The sequence below is a fragment of the Comamonas sp. BIGb0152 genome (assembly GCF_024809975.1).
Lineage (GTDB): Bacteria > Pseudomonadota > Gammaproteobacteria > Burkholderiales > Burkholderiaceae_C > Comamonas.
The window spans coordinates 58,669-81,128 of sequence record NZ_JANUDY010000008.1; the positions used below are offsets into that span (position 1 = coordinate 58,669).

The window sequence follows — 22,460 nt, forward strand, 5'->3', positions numbered from 1 at the left end:
TGGGATGGGTGCCGATTGGCATGAGCCGCAAGGCGTCTTGCGAAACCACCTTGAAAAGCGAGCACAAAAAGCAAACGCCACCCGAAGGTGGCGTGTGGATGGTGTGTCGGGTTGGGAGATCAGCTGATCAAGCCATTCTTCAACGCGTAGTAGGTCAAATCGCTGTTGGAGCTGAGGGTCATCTTCTCCATCAGCCGGGTGCGGTAGGTGCTCACCGTCTTGACGCTGAGCGACAGCTGCTCGGCGACATTGCTGGCGGTTTCGCCCTGGGCCAGTTTCAAGAACACCTGGAACTCGCGCTCGGACAGGTGCTCGTGCGGCGGGGCATCGTCCTTGCGGCCCAGCTGCTGGGCCAGCAGGTTGGCCACCATGGGGGTCAGGTAGCGCTTGCCCAGCGAGATGGTGCGGATGGCTTCCACAATTTCGCTGGGGTCACATTCCTTGTTCAGGTAACCGTTCACACCCTGGCGGATCAGGTTGATCGCATAGTGCTCGGCCGGGTAGCCACTCAAAATCAGGATGCCCATATCAGGCTCCTTGGCGCGCAGCATGGTCAGGGCATCGATGCCGCTTTGGCCGGGCATCGACAGGTCCATCACCAGCACGTCAATGGATTCATTGCGCACCAGGTCAATGGCTTCGCGTCCGTTGGAGGCTTCGCCTACGACGCGGATATCTACAAAGTCCGCCAGAAATTGCTTCAGGCCTGAGCGAACGATGGCGTGGTCATCGACAAGTCCTACGTTGATCATTGGTCTTCCTTGGTGGCGGCAGCGCAGGGGGCTGGCTGCGTGCTGTTTTATTGAAATAGGGCAAACGGATCGATAAACGTGCAGCGGGCGACAAAGGGCATCATGATTATCTTTGGCTGCGAATGCTGCAATGGTTATCGACCTGCGTAAATACCAAAAACCGTATTTATATTATATAAATTTGATACAAGATAAGGGCCTGCCGCAATGGCGGTTCATATACCTTGATATCAAAGCCTCAATGGCTAGAGCACTAGTTTAACCATGGTTTGCAAATGCCATGTGGGTGCGCGCAAACGGTCCTTGTCAGAGGAAGACTACAAAAAGCCAGGTGGATTTTTTTGACACCCGCCTAGCATGAAAGTTTTCCAGTTTTCAGCCTGTGGTATATTCCATCGGCATAAAAAGAAAATGTCCTACATGGATAAATTCCCTGGTGCAAATCGCGACTTGCAATAGTTTTATTGCAATAATATTTCATTATTGGATTTGCAATGAGAATAGTCTACATAGAAGACAATGACGAGCTGCGCGAGACCATTGGAAGCCTGATGGAAGCGCCGGGCCGCAGCGTGACTTGTTGCGCCAATGCGGAAGAGGCGCTACAGCTCGATGCGCAGGCGCCGTTTGACCTGGTGGTCACCGATGTCAGCCTGCCCGGCCAGTCGGGCACCGAGCTGGCGCAAGCCCTGCTCAAACAATCGCCCCAGCGTTGGATTGTGCTGTGCTCGGGCTACGACCTGGGCCACTACCCCGCCCAGTGGGGGCCCCATGTGCGCAGCTTGCTCAAGCCCTTCGAGATTGAAGAGCTCGAAGCCTTGCTCGGCCAGATTGAGGCCCAGCGCGCCGGTGCGGCGCTGCAGTAACTGGCCTCAAGAAAGTCGAAGAGGGCCGAGGATGTCCTCTGCGCCCATCACCACCGGATTCAAAGCACCGCCTGGCGGTGCTGCGCCAGGGGCTGGCGCGGCAGCCGGATCTCGAACCGGGTCTGCCCATCAGCGGACTGCACCTGGATGCTGCCCCCATGCGCCCGGGCAATCTGCTGGGCAATATAGAGCCCCAGGCCCAGGCCTTCACTTTGCCCCGGCTGGCGCTCCCCACCCCTGAACGGCTTGAACAGATCGGGCAACAAGGCCGGCGCAATGCTGCCGCCGTTCTGGATGGACAGCAGCAGCTCGCCGGGCTGGCTGCCATCCAGCGCCACCGTGATGGGCTCGCCCGCTGCGCCATGCTTCATGGCATTGCCCAAGATATTGCTCAGCACCTGGGCCAGGCGTTCGCCGTCCCATCGCCCCTGGGTGTCACCCTGCGCTGTGTAGTGCAGCACGCGGTCCGCTGCACACTGGCGGGCATCTTCCACTGCCGCCTCGCACAAGCGGGCCAGGTCCATATCGGCCAGGCTCAGGCGCAGGCCCCCGGCCTGGCGGATGCGGGTCACGTCCAGCAAATCCTCCACCATGCGCGCCATGCGCTGGCTGTTGCCCAGCAGCCGCTCGGCCAGCTCTTCGTTCTTGCTGGCATCGGTCTGGCGCTTGAGCAGGCTGGCGGTCATCTTGATGGTCTGCAAGGGGTTGCGCAGGTCGTGGCTGAGCACGGCCATGAACATCTCGTTGACGCGCAGCGCCTCGGTACGCTCCTGCAGCTGCTGGGCCAGCTCTTGCTTGCGGCGGTGCAGCTCGAAAAAGATATTCACCTTGGCGCTGAGCATGTCCGGGTCGATGGGCTTGTACAGAAAGTCGACCGCGCCGCTCTCATAGCCCTGGAACTGCCAGTTTTGCTCATGCGTGCCGGCGGTGATGAAGATCAGCGGAATATGGCGCGTGCGCTCGCTGCCCCGGATCAGTGCGGCCAGGTCAAAGCCGTTCATCTCCGGCATCTGCACATCCAGCAGGGCCAGCGCCACATCGCTGTGCAGCAGCAGCAGCTCCAGCGCCTCGCGCGCTGAATGGGCCTTGAGGAACTGCACACCGTCGCGCTGGAGCAGGGCTTCCAGGGCCACCAGGTTCTGCGGAATGTCGTCAACGATCAGGCATTTGATGCCATCAATGGTATTCATGGAGCTACAAGTCAAAAGCTAAGCCTACCCAGCGATGCACGGTGCATCGCCATTGGCAGGGCGGATATTCTTAAAACTACGCAATACTAGTTTTCTTTTGGTAAATCTTTTCCACCGGGGCCACATCATCAAAAGCATGGGCCTGGTTGGAAAATCGCAAGGATTCTTTCATGCCCAAACCCAAAAACCCCCGGTGGCATAAAGATTGCCTGAAGAGATCAAAGGCACGGTTCTGCAAATCCGAGTCAAAATAGATCAGCACATTGCGGCAGGATATCAAATGCATTTCTGCAAAAACACTGTCGGTCGCCAGGCTGTGGTCGGCAAATACCACGTTTTTGCGCAGCTCTTTATCCAGTACCACATGGCCATAATGGGCGGTGTAATAATCGGCCAGCGAGCGCGTACCGCCCGAGCGCAGATAATTTTCTGAGAAAGACTCCGCGCGTTCAATGGCAAAAATGCCTTGCTCGGCCACCCGCAGTGCCTGCGAGTTGATGTCGGTCGCATAGATCAGGCTGCGCTCCAGCAGGCCTTCTTCCTGCAGCAAGATCGCCAGCGAGTACACCTCTTCGCCGGTGCTGCAGCCGGCCACCCAGATCTTGAGCGAGGGGTAGGTGCGCAACAGCGGAATCACCTCGCGGCGCAGCGCTGCAAAATACGCCGGATCGCGAAACATGTCGCTGACCTGCACCGTCAAATAACCCAAGAGCGCCGTAAAGGCGGCGGGGTCATGCATGATCCGGTCCTGCAATTGCGACAGGGTTTTGCAGCCAAAAGTGGCCAGCGCTGCCCCCAGCCCGCGCTTGATCGAGCCCTGCGCATAACCGCGAAAATCATAGTGGTAGCGGTAATAAATACCGTCGAGCAGCAGGCGCTGCTCAATCTCGGCAATCTCGGCCTTTTTGCGTAATGGCATAGGGCTTTTACTTGGGCATCCACACCCGCACCAGGGACAGCAGTTTTTCCACGTCCAGGGGCTTGGCGATGTAATCGTTGGCACCGGCCGCCAGGCATTTTTCCTGGTCGTCCTTCATGGCCTTGGCGGTCAGCGCAATGATGGGCAGGCGCTTCAAATGCGCGCGGCTGCGAATCTCGCGCATGGCGGTATAGCCATCCATCTCGGGCATCATGATGTCCATCAGCACCAGGTCCACGCCGCTGTCCTCGCGGTCCAGCGCCTCCAGCGCTTCGCGGCCATTGCGGGCAATGTCCACCGCAATGCCGGTAGGCTCCAAAATGCTGGTCAGCGCAAACACATTGCGCACATCGTCTTCCACCACCAGTACCTTGCGGCCCTCCAGTGCGGCCTCGCGGCTGCGGGCCTGGGCCAGCATTTGCTGGTGCTCGGGCGACAGGCGCGACTCCACCTGGTGCAGGAACAGGGTCACCTCGTCGAGCAGGCGCTCGGGCGAGCGGGCATCCTTGATGATGATCGAGTGCGAGAAGCGCCGCAGCTGCGTCTCCTCATCGCGCGACAGCGCCCGGCCGGTGTAGACGATCACCGGCGGGAAGGACACGCCGTCTTGCTCCGACATGCGCTCAAGCAGCGCAAAGCCGCTCATGTCGGGCAGGTTCAGGTCCATGATCATGCAGTCATAGGTGCCCTGGGCCAAATGTGCCAAGGCCTGGGCGGCCGTGCCTGCGCAGACCACCTCGACCTCGCTGTTGCCCAGCAGGCTGTGCACGCTGTCGCGCTGGCGCTCGTCGTCTTCCACCAGCAGCACGCGGTGGATGTTCTGGGTGAACTTGGCCTCCAGGCGCTTGAGTGCCTGGGCCAGCTCCTCGCGCTGCACGGGCTTCAAGGCGTAACCCAGCGCGCCGCGCACCAGCGCTTCTTGCGAGTAGTCGGCCACCGAGACGATGTGCACCGGAATATGGCGCGTGGCCGGGTTGCGCTTGAGCTGGTCGAGCACGCCCAGGCCAGAGAAATCGGGCAGGTTGATGTCCAGCACAATCGCATTGGGCAAAAACTGCAGCGCGGCTGCCAGGCCATCGGCCGCATTGCGCGCCACCTGGCAGCTAAAGCCCATCTCGCGCGCCAGCTCTTGCAGGATGTCGGCAAAACGCGGGTCGTCCTCTACCACCAGAATATGCCGGCCCTGGATGATGGTCGGCAGCGCGGTCGCCATCGCCGTCGTCATTCCTGCAGCGATCCCCGCCGCGATGGCCACCGTGGGGGCCGGGGCCGTTGCAGGGGCTGCTGGCATGCTGGCGGCCAGGGTGCGGGGCGCTGCTGCCGGGGGCAGTTTCTGCAGTGGTGCGGCAGCGGGTGCAGCGCGCAGCGCGTCTGCCGCTCTGGGGGTAGCCGGCGTTTCTGCAGCCGGCGCAGCGGCCTGCACCAGTGGCATATGAAAGCTGAACACGCTGCCCTGGCCCGGCGTACTTTGCACGCTGACCTGGCCGCCCAGCAGCTGCGCCAGGTCGCGTGCAATCGACAGGCCCAGGCCCGTGCCGCCGTACTTGCGGTGGGTGCTGCCATCGGCCTGCTGAAACGCCTCAAAAATCAGCTGCTGCTGGTGCTCGGGGATGCCGATGCCCGTGTCGTGCACCGCAAAGTTCAAGGTGCCCGGCTGGCTTTGCGACAGCTGCAGGCTGACGCTGCCCTGGTCGGTGAACTTGATCGCATTGGACAGCAGGTTTTTCAGAATCTGGCCCAGGCGCAGGCTGTCGGTCTGGGCATAGGCGGGCACACCGGGGGCGATATCGCAGTGGAGGGCCAGGCCCTTTTGCTGGGCCAGCGGGCGCAGTGGCTCAATCAGGGACTGCATCGCGGTGCTCAGGTTCACCGGCTCCAGCACCACATTGGCCTGGCCCGCCTCGATCTTGGCCAGGTCCAGAATGTCGTTGATCAGGGCCAGCAAATCATTGCCAGCGGCATAAATGGTCTGTGCGTACTTGACCTGCTCGCCCGTCAGGTTGCCCTTCTTGTTATCGCCCAGCAGCTTGGCCAGGATCAGGGTGGAGTTCAGTGGCGTGCGCAGCTCATGGCTCATATTGGCCAGGAACTCGCTCTTGTACTGGCTGGCCACTTCCAGCTCGCGGGCCTTGTCGGTCAGCGCATCCTTGGCGCGCAGCAGCTGCTCGCGCTGGTGTTCCAGCTTTTGCGTCTGCTCTTCCAGGTAGGCATTGGTCTGCTCCAGCTCCTGCTGTTGCTGCTCCATCTGCGCTTGCGAGCGCTGCAGCACCTGGCTTTGCTGCTCCAGCTCTTCATTGCTGGCGCGCATCTCTTCTTGCTGCACCAGCAGCTCTTCGGACTGCTGGCGGGTTTCTTCCAGCAGGTTCTCCAGGCGCGAGCGGTCCAGCGCCGAGCGCACGGCGATCGCCAAAATCGGTGATGCGCCTTCGAGCAAGTCCAGCTCGGCCTGCGTGGTGTGGCGCAAAAAGCCCAGCTCCAGCAAGGCATGCACCTTGCCGTTCTCCACCGCAGGCGCCAGTACCAGCTCTACCGGCTGCGACTGGCCTGTGCTCGATTCGATCTTCAAATGGCGGTTATCCAGCCCGCCCACCTTGAGCAAGCTGCCACTGCGCAGCACCTGGCCGGCCAGGCCTTCGCCGGCCAGCAAGTGGGCCGGCAGCGTCTCCTTGGGCAAGGCATAGCCACCAAACAGCTGGTAGCGGTCATCCATGCCATGGCGGGCGTAGCCGGCACCCACCCGGGCGCCCAGGTAGGTGGCCAGGTAGTCCAGTGCGCGCGCGCCCACTTCTTCGAGCCGGTGGTCGCCTTGCAGGGTTTTGTTCAAGCCCGCCAGGCCATCGGCCACCCAGGCCTGGCGCGACTTGGTGCGGAACTCGCGCATCGACAGTGCTGCCGATATCAGCACCAGCACCAGCATCACCACCGAGCCGCCCCAGGAGATATAGGTCGAGGCAATCGCCGCCTGCTCCCAGGCGCGGCGGCGCTGGTCCAGCTCGGCGTTCTGCAACAGGTACAGGCCCGCGACCTCGTTGTTGAGTTCATCCATCACCTGCTTGCCCTTGTCGGTGCGCACCAGCGCCAGGGCTTCATCGCCCCGGCCGGCCTGCTTGAGCTCGATGGTGGCTTCCAGCTCGGCCAGCTTTTGGTGGGCCAGGGTGTCAATGGCCTGCACCCGCTCCTGGCGGGTGGGGGAGCCGCTGTTGCTGGTGGCCAGGCCGCGCAGCTGCGTCTCTAGCGCATCTTGTGCACGCCGGTAGGGCTGCAGATAGGCCGGGTCGCCGGTCAGCAAAAAGCCGCGCTGGCCGGTTTCTGCATCTTTGAGGGATACCGAGAATTCATTGAGCTGACGCAAGGCGCCTGTCATTCGATCAATGCTAGCCACCGCCTGGGCCCGTACATCGGCGGAGTAGACATTGACGATGGCGATGACCAGTGCGGCAATCGCCGCAGCGGCAAACCCCAGCAGCATGGGCAGCGGCAGAGGGAACAGGCTGCGCGGCTGCGAAGAAGGAGATTGGGGCATGGAGGTAGCGGAGGTGGGGGCGGCAACAGGCGCCAAAATCAACCGCAAATTGTACTTGTACCTTTGTTAACAAAGCTGTAGGCATCCTCCTACGGGCTGCCCCTGGCGGCTGGCGGCAATCCGCGCCCTGGCAGGGTGCCCGTGTGCCCGTTCCGCCGCGCAGGTGTTACCGCCGGTTTATGGCGTAAGACAAAAAAAAGGCCCGCACAAGGCGGGCCCAAGGGTCGTCTTCCTAAGAAGCGCTTTTCCTCCCTCCAGAGGAATCCGGATCATAAATTAAAATTATGACAAAACCAAGATGATAGCTAAGAATTATGTAAGTTTTTTGTAAGTTTCAGAGCCCAGGGTGCTGCCCCGTCTGCCATTTTCGCGGCCCTTGCATCGGTATCGCATCGGCAATGCGGCTGTATTGCGCCGCAACCCTGCGCAGGCTTGCGGGCAAAAAAAGAGCCGGCAGCCACCCCGGTTGGAGTGGCTGCCGGCCCATGGGCGAGCGGCCTTTTGGGGCCACACCTGGGGTGTGGCTGGCGCTAAAGGCGGCGCTGCTTAGGCGCTGCGCCCCATTTGCTGGCCTGTGCGGCAAGTGCGGCGTGTGCGGCGCATGCCCAGCACCCCCATCAGCGATGCCAGCGACACCAGACCCAGTGCGCCCAGCGATGGGACCGGGGTGGGCGCAGGCCGGGTGGCGCCCGCGTCTTTGATCAGCACCTGCGCGGCAGGGCCTGCCACGCTGTAGGCATCGACAACGCTGGGCGGGGCGATGGAGAGTTCTGCCACCACATCGCCATCATCGGCCGTGGTGTTGGGGGTGGCGGTGATGGTGCAGGCGGCCTGGGTGGCATTGGCTGCAATCAGCATGGGCGATACGCAGCTTGTTGTGTAGCGGGGGTTGGCGGCTGGCACACCCAGGTTGAGGCTCAGGTCCGAGGCGGCCGGCGCGTCCAGCACTACCGTGCAGGTACTGACCTGGTTTTCCGTGTCCGTCAATTCAGCCGGCGTGCAGGTCACGCTGGCTTCGGGGACCAGCGTTTCCGTTCGGGTGACGGTTTGCAAATACCAGTGCTTGTCCACCTGGATCAGCGCGTACTGGAATTCGCCCGCTTCTACATAGCCAGGCGCCGGCAAGCTGAAAGTGCCCTCCGAGGCACCGTCTACTTGCACCACCAAAATGCCGTTGCCCGTGGTTTGCGCACCCGCACCACCCAGGTTGCGGATGTGCAAGGTGGTCGTGCCGCTGGAGTCGCCGTTGATCACCAGCCGCTGGCTGGCGGCGTCCTCTGCCTCCAAGACGGTGTTGAGCTGAACGGCGCCGCCATTGCCCGCATAGTGGTTGGCGACGGTCAACACGGCATTGCTGCCACCCGACTGCAGGGTCACGGTACCCGCATTGGCCAGGCTATTCAAGGTTGGGCTGTAGCTATGGATATCCAGCGTGCCGCCACTGGCCACTACAAAATCAGATGCAGTGCTCAAACCGCTGGCCGAGCCTGCGCGCAGCACGCCTGCGTTCACGCTGGTCAGGCCGCTGTAGTCATTGCTGGCCGTGAGCAGGGTCGTGCCGGAGTTATTGACATTGACCTGGCCGGGCCCCGAGACCGGTGTGGAAAATTGATAATTCCCGGAGGCATCGCTGTGGTTGAAGTTGAGGGTTCCTCGGCCGTTGAGGCCAAATACCAAACTTGCAGCGCTTAATGCACCCGGTGTGGTGGCTCCTTCGATATTGATGGTGCCTGTACCGGTGGCAGCAGCGTTAATAACGTTAGGAAGCCTCAAGGTTCTTGCAACCTCGACAGCACTGGCTTCTCCGATGTTGAGGGCGGCCTCGCTGAGATTTGTATTATCTCCAATATCCAGATTGGCTCCCAGCACCCATTTTGAGTTAGCGCCACTGAGCGAGGCATTGCCAAAAGTCAGTATGCTGTCGGTTCCGCAGCTGACCAAGCCCCCACCGGTAATCCGCATGGTGGATATGCCTGATATGCCAAGCCAGCAGCGCGTACGGGCTGTGAAACTTGAATGGGCACCATCGACTTCAATCAACCCAGTGGTTACTACACCTGGCACTGTGGAACGACCAATGGCACTGTAAATTTCACTGGTGGTAGAGACTGTCGCGCCATTCAGCACTCTGAGCGTGCCGGATCCACCGTTATTGCCAATCCAAAAATCATTGTCGTAAACGGGCGGAATGGTCCAAGACGATTCGGGGCCGTCGACCAGTACCGTGCCCGTGCTGCCAGAGAAGCGGCCAATGTAGCCATTAGCAGACACCAGCTTGCCGCCATTGCGGATAGTCAGCACGCCGTTACCGCCTCGGCCGATAGAGACAGTGATTGTATTCCACAAAGCATCATCAGCAAGTATTACAGTGCCTGTGCTCCCTGCCCGTGAAGCGATATACGCTTCATTGGTGTTGTTAAGCACAGCACCAGATACAACGCTGAGGGCTCCCGTGCCGGTATTGCCTACGGTAATACCTTGGGTGCTGTAATTGGCGCCCATGTCACCCAGTGGGGTGCTATCGCCGGTGAAATGGATACTCTGTGCATGGCTGGTACCGGCCATAAAAGCCAAGGCAAGCCATGCGTGTTTTCTGTGAGGGAGGGAGGGGTATTTCATGATCTTCCATGTAGGGAGCGCGATAAAAAAGCATCCCCCTGCGCGAGCCTTAGGGCTTCTATGCAAAGGAAATGGGACGCTTCTTGAAGGCGTGTTGGCAGGGATGGCGGCTGAAGCCGCCCCATCGCTTATGCCGATTTGCGCATACGGCGCAGGCCCAGCAGACCCATGATGGATGCCAGGGACAGCAGACCCAGGACGCCCACGGTTGGGACAGGTGTCGGGGGGGTGATGGGGTCAATGTCGACGACCTCTTCTACAGGCAGCACCGTCAGCCGCACGGCGGGGGTGACGGCGTTATTTATTTCCCAGTTGGTGCCGCTGTCTGTGGTTTGCAGATAGCCCTGGGCCGCAGTCGAGAAACCGCCGCTGTAGGTATACGCATTCACAGGGCCGTCGTTATCAGATAGCGAAATGGCAGAGCCGGAAGGGCTGGAGAGGATCAGCGCATATTTCTTATGGGCCAGCAAGGTAATGCCGGGGATGCTGCCCAGTTGCGCCGCGGTATAGGTGTTGGCGTTCAGATTAGCGTCGTCGTTGGTATTCACGATGGGCAGGGAAGCGCTGGCCAATGCCGCGCCGCTGGGCAGCTCGGTGGTGTCGTCCAGCTGAAAAAGGCGCAAAGTGGCTTGGGCAGTCGGGTCTACGTTTGTCAAACCGAATGTGATTTCGGTAATTTGCGTGGGCACGGCGCCGGTGGTAAATGCCGGCCCACGCCACTGCACATCGCCGACTGGGTAACTCGAATAGAAATCGGTGGTAATGCCATCCACCACGGTCGTTGGCTGGCTTTGTGCTGAGGCCAAGGTGCTGCAGCAAGCGGCATAGGCCAATAGACCGATAGCGGCGTATTTTTTCAAATGGCTGTATGGGGACTTCATCAGGGTTCCTGTTCTTGAACGGAAAATTGGAAAATCGCGGCGGTGCTTGCCATCCATAGATGTATGCAAGGCGATGCGATGAGGGTCATAGCGTAAAGTAAATGAAAAAATAGGACTGATAACAAATGTCTATCAAATGTGCGTTATTGTTGCTAGTGTGACTATTCCTCTTTCAATGTAAATTGTTGATAGTTTTGGATTTTTACGAGTTTCCGTCTCGGTGATCGAAGGCCTGGATACGGCGCAGCAGTGGCAGCCCTAGGGCTATGGCAGGGCCCAGCCCGGTAAATCTAGAAACGCTTTATTCCCCGTTGAGACGGCATGGGAATGCCGACTTTGACCCTGTACCGCCCTGGGAGCGGGATGGCCTTCTGCCTGTGGCTGGTGCGGCGGCCGATGGCGAAGTGCCCAGCTCCCACGGCCGATCTGCATGCCGTGCCGAAGCCAAGCTGGACAGCGCCATTTTTTGGGGAAAGTAGCCGGTGGTTTTCACGAGAAGCTCCCATGCTTTTTATTGATCCAAATCAATGTGCGCAAACTATGTATACAAGATGAATTGCGCGGCATAGGTTATCACAATGAATTCATTAAGTTAATAGTAAAACCTACATTGATAGGGTATTACTTTCGTTCAAAAGCTTTAACGGGCATAGATATAAGTCGATGTAATGAAATGATATTTTTTGGAAGTGCTTGCTGCGGGCAGCCCCCATGCCGAGCAAAGCAGCTGGGTGCTTGCTTGGTTGCAGCCCATGCTGCGTGCCTGCGGACCGGCGGCCAGGCCTTCTCCCGCGGAACTCGGGTTTCAGTGGTTGGCCGCTGAGAGGCGTGTGCGGGGACCAGATGAAATAGCAGGTAACGGACTGCCAAAGCGCCCGAAATGTAGAGTAAGCGCCCGCACATGGGTCTGACCCCGTCCAGTTGTAGGCCTGGAAACCGTAAGCCCACAGTTGGTAGAGCCGTGTGGCAGAGGCGCGGCCCGCCGGCAGTGAAGCCCGCTCAGGGCATTGCTACGGTGCTAGGGTGCTAGGGAACCTGTGCCGACACTTCACCTAATGGGGGCGGGGGCTAGAAGCGGATCGGCCCGCTATGGACTAGAAAGGCGGCGCAGCGGATGGGCCGCGCCCACGTGCAGACGGCGGCAGGGCGTTTTGCAGCGCTTGCCTAGACAAGGCTGCGCTGCAAAGCTTTTGCCCAATGGGATGGATGCGGACTGGGATGGGGTGCAGGCCTTCTTTGAAGACCAGCGAGGCTGGTTGCGAGCAAGGCAACGCAGTCGATCGCTTGGGACGATCTACAGACGCCGGACCCAGGGCAGGGCCTGGTGCAGACAGTCCCAAGCCCTTTTTACGCAGATTTGCGTGTGCGGCGCAGGCCCATCAGACCCATCACCGAGACCAGCGAGATAAGGCCTACGGCACCCAAAGCGGGTACCGGCGTGGGGGCAGCGGGGGGAACTACCACCACCTCATCCACGGGCACCACGGTCAGCTTCATCGCGGGCGTGACCAAGTCATTCTTGAACCAAACCGTGCCGCTGTCGGTGGATTGCAGATAGCCGGCTGCTGCAACAGAGAAACCTCCGCCATAGGTGTAGGCATTTCCAGGGCCGTCATTGTCAGACAGCATTATTGTTCCGGCAGAAGGGCTGGAAAAGATCAGCGCATATTTCTTATTGGCCAGCAAGGTGGTTGTGGGGATGCTGCCCAGTTGCGCCGCCGTGTAGGTGTTGGGGCTGAGGTTGGCGCTGTCATTAGCCGTGACCACAGCCAGGGTAGCGCTGGCCAGTGCCGCCCCGGTAGGCAACTCGGTGGTGTCGTCGAGTTGAAAAAGGCGCAAGGTGGTTTGGGTGCTGGGATCCGTGACTGACAAGCCGAAGGTGATTTCTGAAATTCGGGTGGGCACGGTGCCGGTGGTGAATGCCGGACCACGCCAGTCGGTCTGGCTAATGATGTAGTTGGAGTAGTTATCGAACGTAGTGCTGTCCATGACGACTACCGGCGGCTGGCTTTGTGCCAAAGCCAGAGGTGCCCAGAAAGCGGAGCATGCCAATACACCGATGGCGGTATATTTGCGCAAAGAGAGGGGGCAAGGGCTGGCATGTGTTTCTCCGTCTGTTTAAAAAACTATCGATTTGAACCAATTAATGCACATGCCAAAGCATATTTGCAGGCGTGCCCAGATGTTGGTTAGACCTAGGGACCCTCTGCAAAACTCCCTGCCGTGGTCTGAACGCCGCCTTGAGCGATTCGCGTCCATCCCATTTTGCGAGGGTTTTGCAGAGCTTTCCTGGGGTAAATATTAATCGTTAATCCAGAATCGATGTTTTATAAAATTACAGTGTTGGAGAAATGGAATTTTCCATATTAATAGTTTTTGAGAATAATTAGCTGTTTTATCTGAATTTTTAAAATCTGGAGCCAGTGATGGCCCTTGCGGGCTTGGCCCAACTTGGCATATTCAGGGCGGGTTGCCGGGGCTGCACTGCCAGTTGCCGCCCATGCTTTGGCAGCTCAGGCCATTGGGGCCCACCAGGCGCTGGGGGCCCGAGCGGGTGAGGAAGCGGCCCTGGTTGTCATTGCAGCCGCTGGGGTTGCAACTGATGATGAACACGGGTTGGGGCGCTGCCGTGCTTGCGGCGGCAGGGGGTGTTGGCGGCGATCGGCGGGCCTGCGCATCCTGGCTATCCTGCTGCGCGGTGCAGGGGGTGGGTGTCTGGCGCTCGGACTCGCTGGCTTTTGGGGGCCGATTGCAGGCAGCAGCCTGGGCGGCCACGCAGCCAAGCGCTGCGGCCAGGATCAAGGCACGCATGGTTGGGCTGCTTTGCGCAGGGGCGAAGAGGTGGTGCTGAAGAGCATGGGGAGGGGGCTTTCTTGGGCGCATGGCGCTGTCATGCTTTCTGTCCTTTGTCCGACGCGCGCGCGCCAGGCGGATGGCTAGATTCACAGGTATGAACCCACCAGACCTCAAACCTACCAAGCCCACCAATTCCCACACCCGCGCTGGGCGATTCGCCAACAAGCGTTTTGCCATCATCGGCGCGGTGGTGCTGGTGTTTTTGTTGATCGCGATCTTTGTGCCGTTTTGATGGCGCATTGGCCTCGCGAAGCCGTGTACCGGGCAGCCAATAGGCTGCCCGCGTTGCTTTTGGCAGGCGGCTAATCCGATGGTCTTCCCCACCGTGATTGCCTTCACAAAGTTTGCCTGCTGAGCCCCTCAGCCTTAGAGTCGCTAACACGACCCAGCAAACCGCAGGTTTGCGGTTGAGACTAGGCGTCCCCGACTAGGCGTCCTGCCGCAGGCAGTACAGTAGTACGACAAGGCAGGGCAACGACGTATCAAGGGTTGTGTTAGCGACTCTTCGAGGCCTTCTGCAAAACTCTCCGCCGTGGTCTGAAGGCCGGCGCGGGCGATCCGATGCTTTGTCTCCCCTGCCAATAGCGACAGCTCGCCTTCAAAAGACGCATTGCAGCTCCTCCCGATCCGAGTCCATCCCATTTGGCGAGGGTTTTGCAGCGCTTCCTTAGGAAGAGCACTTTCACAAGGTCGTGTTAGCCCATTCAGTGCGCAGGGTTGGAGCACCCAGGGTGGTACCAAAATGCCGGTCTCCGCACCATGGGTGTGGAGGCCGGCATAGGCAGCGTGTTGAACAGTTGATTAATGCTATTGAAGAATGTCGACTTCGTAAATGTGGCCATCATAAGCGCCAGCTAGGAATTGGTATTTTTCCGTATCAAAGCACAATGATGATATGCCAGACGAAGTGGGCCGGATGAGTGGCTGCCATTTGCTTTCATCATTGTCATAGACCGCAACGTAACCATGGTAGGAGCCGGATGCAATAAATCTTCCATCAGTTGTTGTTGCTACACATTTTATGGAATGTTGATGAGGGGTTTCATAGTCAGTGGATGAGAAATTTTCCCAGATTCTGAGCTTGTGATCCCGGCCGACGCTGACAAATCTGTCTTGGGGCAATGCTGCACAACCATTGGCAATCCGGCTATGGGCATCGCATTTTCTGGATAGTTCGCTCAAAGTTGCAATCGAAAACCATGCAGCGCTGGTGTCTGCGCAAACGGAAAATATCATATTGTTGGAGGCTGCAATAGATTTCACGGCGTTTTCATGGAGCTTGAGCGTTGACACATGGTTAAGAGCCCCTTGCTGCGAGATGGAGAAAATGACGCCCTCTCCGGTATAGGTGCCAATAATCAAATGGCTGATGCCGTTGCGCGCGAACGTAGCACCACAGTTGAGCGGTGATCGGTGTTGGTATATTATTTCTCCCGTTTTGGCATTAAATAGTTCCCCCGTTTGGCCGCCCGTGTATATTTTGTCGCCGATGGGTGTGAGGAAGTTGCATAAACTGGGATTGCTATTGACTGGCTGGTGATTGATTTTTAGAACTCCAGCATCGCCAATAGATAGCAATTCAGAGTTATGTTTTATCGTTGCATTGATGCCACCGGTTGCGAAGACTTTGTCGAGGTTCCATTCGCCTGTTTGGATATGGAAGGTCGCATAGGTGGAGCCAAAGGTTGCGAAAACCAAGGTGTTTTCATCTAAAAAAGCGCAAGACCTTGGCCATATTTCAGGTGGCATAGTTGATTGTGCGATGGGGATAAGATTGCTTGATTCCGTTTTCCATACCCGCACTAACCGATCGTAGCTTAAGCTAACCAATAATTGATCGATCTCTTGGTATACTAATCGCTTGATGCCAGCGTTATGCGCTGGTGTTTTTTGGATCTTGGCACCGTCAATGATGATAATGATGCCAGCATCATTTCCTGCGTAAACTTTCCCATCGCTTGCGAGGGCAATGGTATCTGTCTCGACCCCTCCCAGGTAGATGTCATTCACCAGCTTCTCTGTGGCGAATGACCATTGTTTCAAGGTGCTGTCGTCGCTGGAAGACATTAGGTCATCGCCATTTTTGGACCAAGCGATGGATATCACATCGGCGGTATGGCCTTTAAAGCATTTTCTTAGCTGGCCTTTGAAGTCGTAGACCCTGACGTGGTGATCGCGTGACGCGGTTGCAATCAGCGCTTCGGTTGGGTGGAAGATGGCCATTTCCACATCGTCTTCATGATCGGATAGCACTGAAATTAACTTCATGCTGGGCACAGACCACAACCTGGCTGTGTGGTCACTGGATGCACTTATTAAATAGTTTCCGTCACTGCTAAATGACAGTTGGTTTGCTAAGTGGTCATGCCAAGCGCGGGCCAGTGCTATTTTCTGGTGGGCATCCCATAATATAATCTGGTTGTCGTATCCAGCGGTCGCAATGAAGCGACCGTCGTAGGTAGCGACGCCGCTGATGGGGGATAGATGGGAGATCATGGGATTTCCTTCTGGATCGGTGGAAAGTCAATCGAGTGAAGTGAATATTTGACCTTGGCTTCTAGATAGTTGCGATTTTCTGCGTCGACAAAAACGCCGGTGGGGATGCGTGATTCGACGACGATGCCCGAGTTGATGAGCTGTGTCTGTTTGTCTGGGTTATTGCTAAGCAGGCGGATTTTTTTAATGTCCAGCGCTTGCAGCATTTCCGCTGCGACTTGGTAACTGCGTTCATCGTCCTTGTGGCCAAGGGCACGGTTGGCTGCAAAGGTATCCAAACCCCGCTCTTGTAATAGGTAGGCTTCCAGCTTGCGATAGAGTCCAATTCCCCGGCCTTCTTGGCGCAAATACAATAGCAATCCACCTTCTAAATGCAGACGTTGTAGCGCCTCCTGGAGCTGAGGGCCGCAGTCGCAACGTGCGGAAGCCAAAACATCACCAGTGACACATTCGGAATGTAGGCGAACCAGCGTTGCTTTTGCATCCGAACGATCAAACCGCACTGCAAAATGCTCGCCCTGGTCGCTCAGGCCATGAAAGCTGATGATTTCTGACCTGGATTTGAGGCCGTTTGTGAGAATGATGGGCACTGAAACGATACTTCGAACTCTGGGCCTTTGCTTTGTATCCCCTGTATTTTTCGGGAATGCGCTCTCCAATTGTTGTCTATCCATGGTGAACCCTCGTTGATATAGTATTCGAATGCATGACTCGAATGAATTTTTCATCTCATGGGAATAAAGATACCATGTGGATATGCAATCGTCTGAAATTCAATTGTTTCCACGGGGAGACATTTATAATAATTTGCTTTTTATTTTATTTTTATATTTATAAATTGAGGTTGTAAATATTTCAGCTTCCGCCAAATAACACTTGGAGGGAAAGCGGAGAATTTTCGGTAGTTACTGACATTCGCAAGTGAATGTGCTCTTCGCTGGATTTTGAATGGCATATACCAAGGATTTTTGGCGGTAACGTGTCACAACCAGAGGCTTGGTTGTTTGCAGGCGTAGCTTTTCTTAGTGCCGCCAACACTAGCCTTGATACCTTGTTGCCTGGTCGGCCGAACCCCGCCTGGTCGATGCTCTGCGCCTCCCCCGGCAGCCTTGGTCTAAGCGCCATGGGCTTTGTTGATCAGATGCGTTCACAGGGTCTTGCGGTATGACATGGCTGTAGCGGTAGCTGTAGCTGGGGTTGGGGTTGGGGTGGGGGTGGGGGTGGGGGTGGGGCGATCTGCTCTGAGTTCTTTTTGGAACATGGCTGCGACGCCAGCAGTAAAAGACGCCTGGCACGGCATTCCGATCCGCATCCCATCCATTAGGTGAGGCCTCTGCCGAGGACCGCGAATGGCGCCGTAGCACGCACAACAATGGGCTTGTAGAAGCGCGTTTTTCCCGTCCTGCAAAACCGGTGCGGCCCGTCCTACGGCTATCGGACGGCGATGACTACCTGGGCGGCGGGTGGCGCTGATTAGCATTGAATCCAAGGCCGAGGCATGGCGCAAATGCCCATCCACCGGCCCCTTTGCAATCCCGCTTTCCAACTCAGGAGAAACCTATGAATACGATTAACACAGCATCGAGCGTGATCTCTTCGGACAAGGTGCAAGGCACCAAGGTGTACAACCCCAATGGCGACAAGCTGGGTTCGGTCGAAAGCCTGCTGCTGGACAAGCTGAGCGGCAAGGTGCGCTACGCGGTGATGGAGTTTGGCGGCTTTCTGGGCATGGGCACCGATGTGTACCCGCTGCCTTGGGAAACCCTGAAGTACGACACGGGCCTGGGCGGCTATGTGGTGTCGCTCACCAAGGAGCAGCTGGAAGGCGCACCGCGTTATGCGCGTGAGACGACGCAGGACTACAACGACGAATACGGCCGCAAGGTCAATGAATACTACGGCGTCCCTTGGATTTGATCGGGGCAGGGCTAATACAGCCCTTGATACGTCGTTGCCCGGGCTTGTCGTACTTGCAGTACTGCCTACGCCCGGGACGCCTAGTCTCAAGAACTGTCTTAGCCCCTTGAATGGGTACATTGCTGGGGGTCAAATTCCCTACTGCATTGGCCGTTGAATGGGTAGCGCAGTTCGTTGCCCAAATACAAAGCAGCCCGCTGATTATTCAGCGGGCTTTTTTTGCGTTGTTGGTATGGGGCATGCTCTGCGCGCTGTCTACGGCCGCGCGCCTAGTTGGGGGGCGCCTGATTTAGGGTTGTCTTGGTCTCTTTTCGGTTAGCTGGGCCGTGTTACCGGCTCATCGACCCCGTCCTGTATCAAGCGCCTGGTTTATTCTTGTCCGCCTAAAGAACCACAGGCAGCCTGATCGTGAATGTGGTGCCTGAATCTGAACGAGATAGGACGGTCAAATTTCCGTGGTGGGCTGCGACGATCTGCTTGCAGATACTCAAGCCCAGCCCCATGCTGGTAGCGGCAGACTTTGGGCCTTGGAAGTGGGCATCGAACATCTGGGCAATCACTTCGTCCGGTACCAGAGGCCCCCGGTTGTTGACCTCAATGACCATGTCTTTTCCTTCCAGGCTTCCGGTGATCTGAATCGGAAAGTCCGACCCACCGTAGGCAACAGCGTTTCCTAGAAGGTTGGATAAGAGCTGCTGAATGCGTGGGGTGTCGACACGCACGGCAGCTGGTAGCTGAAGCGATGCAATGAAATCATGGCGGGGATGCGCTTCTACAAACTCATCGATGACGGTTTGTAAAGCCGCAGAGAGGCTTGCCGTGGGTTCGGTGGCAATGGATATTTCGTTGCCGGCTCGACCTTTGGCGTAATCGACCAGATCATCTATGAGCTTACTCATTCGGCGAGCGCTCGTAGCCATTCGTTCGCCCAGCTTTGCCGCTTTGGGCTCGTCGCCTCGTGCGAGCATCTTCGCTCCCATCGTGATCGCTTGCAAAGGGTTGCGTAGATCGTGGGCGACAACAGCCAAGAAAACCTCTCGGGCGTTGCCAGTCTCTTTAAAGCTCTGAATCTCGTTGCTGAGCTGTTGAGATATCAGCTGATCTTGAAGAAGCTTGCCGAGAATGCCGGCGCAAGCGGTAAAAATCGCTCGGTTTTTCTCGCTCGTGATGGGCCTGGGCTCTGCGTCCAAGGCAAACAAATTACCGAAATAGGAGCCATCCGTTAACAGAATCGGCTCGCTGATGTAGGCGCGAAATCCGTAGAGCTTGGGCGTTTTATGGTCGTGAAAAACAGGGTGGTTCAGTGCGTCATCAAATGCAATCCCAACCTGGGATTGCATGACGTCCTTGCACAGTGTGCTGTCCACATCCAGTTCATCGCCGGCTTTCATGCCGAGGCCCATGTCGTCCACCACAGCGCATGCACGCCACATGTTGGAGCGAACCCAGGCCATGCCTACCAGCCCCATGCCAGTCTGCGCTTTAACGATTTCAAGAATGTAGTGTGCGGCCCTTGAGTTCGTCGCAGTCAGGACGCTCAGGTCGATGTCAGCTGGGGTGTTGATGGCGTCTCTCCTGCCTGTGCGCGGCAGTATAGCAAAGGCCTCGACCTGCGAGAGAGAGGCCAATTTTGACTTTCGGGGCGCTAGCGCGCGGGTGCTGAAAACATATCGCCTCACCTGGTGGGTACGCTGCCCCAGGTATTGGGAATCTTTGCAAGGGTCTGAGAATGAATCGATGAACCGCTCTCACTGATTTTGCAGATGTTCTGGGTCTTCCATGACCCACATTTGCCAGACCCATGAGACCCAGCAATCGGGCAGAGCAGGGGTTCTACGACCCCTTCACCAAGCCTATGGCAAGCAGCCCGCTGGTTATGCCAGCGGGCTTTGTCGTTGCCGCTTAGTGCTGCTTAGAAGTCGTACTTGGCCGTGAGCGTGAACTTGCGCGGGGCGCCGTAGTAGATCTGGCTGCCGGCAAAGTCGTAGTAGTTCTTGTCGAACAGGTTGTTGATGTTGAGCTGCACGGACAGCTGGCGCGATATGTCGTAGCTGGCCATCATGCTGGCCAGGGTGATGGAGCCCTGGTCGCGGCGGGCGTCAACGCCAGTCGACGTGGTGGTGGTGGCGTAGGTGGCGCTTTTCCAGGTGAGGCCACCGCCGACCTTGAGCGCAGTCCAGTTGCCGGGCAGGCGGTAGGTGGTGTAGAGGTGGGCCATGTTGTTGGGGCGCTGCGATTGCAGGCGGGTTTGGTCGGCGTTGCGTGCATCGGCCCGGGCAAAGCCGGCGATCAACTGCCAACCACGGGCCAGCTCGCCCGATACCTCGGCCTCAAAGCCTTTGCTGGTGACCCCTTTCTCGCCCCGGTAGGCGGGGTTGCCGGTGCCGCCAATCATGTTGTCGCCGTCTTGCACGGCGACATTGTCTTGGGCGATGTGGAACACGGCCAGCGAGGCATTGACCTTGCCATCCAGGAAGGCGGCCTTGATGCCGGCCTCATAGGATTTGCCGGTGACGGGGTCGAGGTAGCGGCCTTGGGTGTCTTGGTAGTTCTGCGGCTGGAAGATGTCGGTATAGCTGGCGTAGACCGTGTACGTGGCGTTGATGTCATACAGCAGGCCCGCGTACGGGGTGAAGACATCGTGCTTGCGGGTGGCGGTCAGGCTCTGGCTTTCCCAGCGGCTTTCGCGGCCGCCGATGATGAGCTTGAGGTCGTCGGCCAGCGACAGGCGCAGCGCGCCATACACGGCGCTTTGGCGCGTGCGGTCATCGCCCAGTGGGCGGAAGGCACCCCAGACGGGCTCGGGGTAGGAGCCATCCCATTCAAAGATATTGCCGATGGGCGTGGCGGTGTAGGCATGGTTGCCGTAGGCGTAGTTGGACTGGCTGGCGGTGAGGCCCACCACGGCCTCGTGCTTGCGGCCCAGCAGATCAAAGGGGCCGGTGGCCTGCAGGCTGCCGCTGTTTTGCGTAAAAGTCTGGCGCGAGTAGTTGGGGTAGGGCCCCAGGCCCAGGCCAGTGCCTTGCTCTGGCTGGTTGAGCAGGTACAGCAGTTTGGAGCTGTAGTCGGCATCCAAGCGGCTGGCGCTGGCTTTGATGGACCAGCCATTGTCAAAGCGGTGCTCCAGCCCGGCATAGGTGGTGTTGCTGGTGGTGTTCCACGATGTCCAATCCGCGCCGATGCTGAATGAGCGCGGCCAGTGGGTGGCACTGCCGTCTTGGTAGACCATGGGCAGGCCGCCCCAGGTGACGCCGGTGGGGCGCTTGGCCTGGTGTTCCAGCCCGATCCAGGCGGTGGTGTCGGGCGTCAAATCGGCCTCCACCGTGGCCAGCAGCGCGCGGTTGCGCGTGTGGTAGCGGTCCAGGTGCGAGTCGCGCTCATCGGCCATGGCGGCTACGCGTGCGCGAATGCGGCCGTCGTCGGTCAAAGGCGTGCTCAGGTCCAGGGTGGCGCGGCGCTCGTTCCAGGAGCCCAGGCTGACGCTGGCCGAACCGGTGAAGGTTTTGCTGCTGGCGCGCTTGCGCACCAGGTTGACCGAGGCGCCGGGGTTGCCGGCGCCGGTCATCAGGCCCGTAGCGCCGCGCACCACTTCGATCCGGTCATACAGAATCGGGTCGAGCATCGAGGCGCCAAAGAAGTCATTGGCAACAAAGGTCGGCACGCCGTCGTACTGGTAGTTGTCGATGTAGAAGCCCCGGGCGTCCAGATCGGTGCGGTCGCTGTCCGAGCTGATGGCCGAGATGCCGGTGATGTGGCGCGCTGCCTCGCCGATGCTGGTGATGCCCTGGTCCTCGATCTGCTGGCGGGTGAGCACGCTGACCGATTGCGGTGTCTCGCGTGGCGACAGCTGCAGGCCGGTGGCGGCGGCGCTGCTGCGGATGGTGTAGTTGCCGCTGCCTTCGGTGGTGGCGCTGCGCTCGGCCTGGGCAGTTACGCGCAGCTCGGGCAGGGTGATGCTGGGCGCGCCCGCTGCTGCGGCGGATGCCGGCTGCGCGGCTGTCTGGGGTGCGGCGGGGGCTGCGCGCCGCACCACATAGCTGCCACTGGCATCGCGCTGGGCCTGCAGCGGTGAGCCGGCCAGCAAAGCTGCCAGCGCCTGGCCCACATCGGTAGCGCCTTGCACGCCAGGGCTTTGCAGGCCGGCGACGGTATCGGGCGCAAACGATATCAAGGTGCCCGAGTCTTGGCCCAAGCGGTTCAGGGCAGCGGCCAAGGGGCCGGCGGGGATGGAGTAGCTGCGTACCGCCTGCGGGCTGGCGGGCTGCTGGGCCTGGGCGGTTTGCGGCAGCGCCCCGAAGGTGGCGCAAGCTGCCAAGCCCAGGCAGAGCAGGTGGGCGGAGACGGCAATGCCACGGGGTTGGACGGGGGCGGAGAAGCGAGGGCGGTACATGCGATAGGGTCCCGGTTGAACAAGCTAGCAAAAGCGCACCGCAATGGGTTT

The 22,460-nt window shown here is 58.6% G+C and carries 15 protein-coding genes and 1 pseudogene; 3 read left to right on the forward strand and 13 right to left on the reverse strand.

Features of this window, described 5'->3' with window-relative positions; translation table 11 throughout:
• Window positions 1–119 precede the first annotated feature (119 nt).
• Window positions 120–752 carry a response regulator transcription factor gene (locus M2375_RS15835; protein WP_182323988.1) on the reverse strand — a complete coding sequence of 211 codons (633 nt, stop codon included), beginning with the start codon at window positions 750–752 and terminating at the stop codon, window positions 120–122.
• Between the two features lie 494 nt (window positions 753–1,246).
• On the opposite strand from M2375_RS15835, the gene M2375_RS15840 reads away from it, so the two are divergent.
• On the forward strand, window positions 1,247–1,618 hold the full coding sequence (locus M2375_RS15840) for a response regulator (RefSeq protein ID WP_259168817.1): 372 nt from the start codon (window positions 1,247–1,249) through the stop codon (window positions 1,616–1,618).
• 59 nt (window positions 1,619–1,677) lie between these two features.
• On the opposite strand, the gene M2375_RS15845 is transcribed toward M2375_RS15840, so the two are convergent.
• The 8 genes and pseudogenes from M2375_RS15845 to M2375_RS15880 all read right to left on the reverse strand — a co-directional run bounded on the left by M2375_RS15845 (window position 1,678) and on the right by M2375_RS15880 (window position 13,561).
• On the reverse strand, window positions 1,678–2,808 hold the full coding sequence (locus M2375_RS15845) for a hybrid sensor histidine kinase/response regulator (RefSeq protein WP_259168820.1): 1,131 nt from the start codon (window positions 2,806–2,808) through the stop codon (window positions 1,678–1,680).
• 76 nt (window positions 2,809–2,884) lie between these two features.
• On the reverse strand, window positions 2,885–3,727 hold the full coding sequence (locus M2375_RS15850; protein WP_259168821.1) for a protein-glutamate O-methyltransferase CheR: 843 nt from the start codon (window positions 3,725–3,727) through the stop codon (window positions 2,885–2,887).
• 7 nt (window positions 3,728–3,734) lie between these two features.
• A complete protein-coding gene (locus M2375_RS15855; RefSeq protein ID WP_259168822.1) occupies window positions 3,735–7,250 on the reverse strand; it encodes a response regulator in 3,516 nt (1,171 codons plus the stop codon).
• Window positions 7,251–7,796: 546 nt separating this feature from the next.
• Window positions 7,797–9,023 (reverse strand): autotransporter outer membrane beta-barrel domain-containing protein, encoded by a 1,227-nt coding sequence (locus tag M2375_RS15860; protein WP_259168823.1) that lies wholly within the window; start codon window positions 9,021–9,023, stop codon window positions 7,797–7,799.
• A gap of 387 nt (window positions 9,024–9,410) precedes the next feature.
• Window positions 9,411–9,869, reverse strand: a pseudogene (locus tag M2375_RS22540) (hypothetical protein); the annotation flags it as partial.
• Window positions 9,870–9,997: 128 nt separating this feature from the next.
• Complete coding sequence (locus M2375_RS15870) at window positions 9,998–10,750, reverse strand: hypothetical protein (protein WP_259168825.1); 753 nt, start codon at window positions 10,748–10,750, stop codon at window positions 9,998–10,000.
• 1,347 nt (window positions 10,751–12,097) lie between these two features.
• Window positions 12,098–12,739, reverse strand: a complete 642-nt coding sequence (locus tag M2375_RS15875) for a hypothetical protein (protein WP_259168826.1) — start codon at window positions 12,737–12,739, stop codon at window positions 12,098–12,100.
• 471 nt (window positions 12,740–13,210) lie between these two features.
• A complete protein-coding gene (locus M2375_RS15880) occupies window positions 13,211–13,561 on the reverse strand; it encodes a hypothetical protein (protein ID WP_259168828.1) in 351 nt (116 codons plus the stop codon).
• A 139-nt stretch (window positions 13,562–13,700) separates the two neighbouring features.
• Between M2375_RS15880 and M2375_RS15885 the strand changes: the two genes are divergently transcribed.
• Window positions 13,701–13,838 carry a hypothetical protein gene (locus tag M2375_RS15885; RefSeq protein ID WP_259168829.1) on the forward strand — a complete coding sequence of 46 codons (138 nt, stop codon included), beginning with the start codon at window positions 13,701–13,703 and terminating at the stop codon, window positions 13,836–13,838.
• A 575-nt stretch (window positions 13,839–14,413) separates the two neighbouring features.
• Here the strand turns inward: M2375_RS15885 and M2375_RS15890 are convergent.
• Window positions 14,414–16,102 (reverse strand): WD40 repeat domain-containing protein, encoded by a 1,689-nt coding sequence (locus M2375_RS15890; protein ID WP_259168831.1) that lies wholly within the window; start codon window positions 16,100–16,102, stop codon window positions 14,414–14,416.
• Window positions 16,099–16,650, reverse strand: coding sequence for a GTP cyclohydrolase II RibA (ribA, locus tag M2375_RS15895; protein ID WP_259168996.1), 552 nt, complete (start codon window positions 16,648–16,650; stop codon window positions 16,099–16,101). Before ribA ends, M2375_RS15890 begins: the two co-directional genes overlap by 4 nt.
• A 1,012-nt stretch (window positions 16,651–17,662) precedes the next feature.
• Here ribA and M2375_RS15900 point away from each other — a divergent pair.
• Window positions 17,663–18,019: a PRC-barrel domain-containing protein gene (locus M2375_RS15900; RefSeq protein ID WP_182323966.1), complete on the forward strand. Its 357-nt coding sequence runs from the start codon at window positions 17,663–17,665 to the stop codon at window positions 18,017–18,019.
• Window positions 18,020–18,402: 383 nt separating this feature from the next.
• Here M2375_RS15900 and M2375_RS15905 read toward each other — a convergent pair whose 3' ends face one another.
• Window positions 18,403–19,647, reverse strand: a complete 1,245-nt coding sequence (locus tag M2375_RS15905) for an ATP-binding protein (RefSeq protein ID WP_259168833.1) — start codon at window positions 19,645–19,647, stop codon at window positions 18,403–18,405.
• A 284-nt stretch (window positions 19,648–19,931) separates the two neighbouring features.
• Complete coding sequence (locus M2375_RS15910; RefSeq protein ID WP_259168834.1) at window positions 19,932–22,409, reverse strand: TonB-dependent receptor; 2,478 nt, start codon at window positions 22,407–22,409, stop codon at window positions 19,932–19,934.
• Window positions 22,410–22,460: the final 51 nt, after the last annotated feature.

Bases quoted from the DNA above. Each gene is read 5' to 3' on its own strand.
- M2375_RS15900 (WP_182323966.1), top strand. From the start codon at position 17,663: ATGAATACGATTAACACAGCATCGAGCGTGATCTCTTCGGACAAGGTG.
- M2375_RS15835 (WP_182323988.1), bottom strand. From the start codon at position 752: ATGATCAACGTAGGACTTGTCGATGACCACGCCATCGTTCGCTCAGGC.
- M2375_RS15880 (WP_259168828.1), bottom strand. From the start codon at position 13,561: ATGCGTGCCTTGATCCTGGCCGCAGCGCTTGGCTGCGTGGCCGCCCAG.
- M2375_RS15910 (WP_259168834.1), bottom strand. From the start codon at position 22,409: ATGTACCGCCCTCGCTTCTCCGCCCCCGTCCAACCCCGTGGCATTGCC.
- M2375_RS15890 (WP_259168831.1), bottom strand. From the start codon at position 16,102: ATGATCTCCCATCTATCCCCCATCAGCGGCGTCGCTACCTACGACGGT.
- M2375_RS15840 (WP_259168817.1), top strand. From the start codon at position 1,247: ATGAGAATAGTCTACATAGAAGACAATGACGAGCTGCGCGAGACCATT.
- M2375_RS15885 (WP_259168829.1), top strand. From the start codon at position 13,701: ATGAACCCACCAGACCTCAAACCTACCAAGCCCACCAATTCCCACACC.
- M2375_RS15845 (WP_259168820.1), bottom strand. From the start codon at position 2,808: ATGAATACCATTGATGGCATCAAATGCCTGATCGTTGACGACATTCCG.
- M2375_RS15870 (WP_259168825.1), bottom strand. From the start codon at position 10,750: ATGAAGTCCCCATACAGCCATTTGAAAAAATACGCCGCTATCGGTCTA.
- M2375_RS15855 (WP_259168822.1), bottom strand. From the start codon at position 7,250: ATGCCCCAATCTCCTTCTTCGCAGCCGCGCAGCCTGTTCCCTCTGCCG.
- M2375_RS15850 (WP_259168821.1), bottom strand. From the start codon at position 3,727: ATGCCATTACGCAAAAAGGCCGAGATTGCCGAGATTGAGCAGCGCCTG.
- M2375_RS15875 (WP_259168826.1), bottom strand. From the start codon at position 12,739: ATGGACAGCACTACGTTCGATAACTACTCCAACTACATCATTAGCCAG.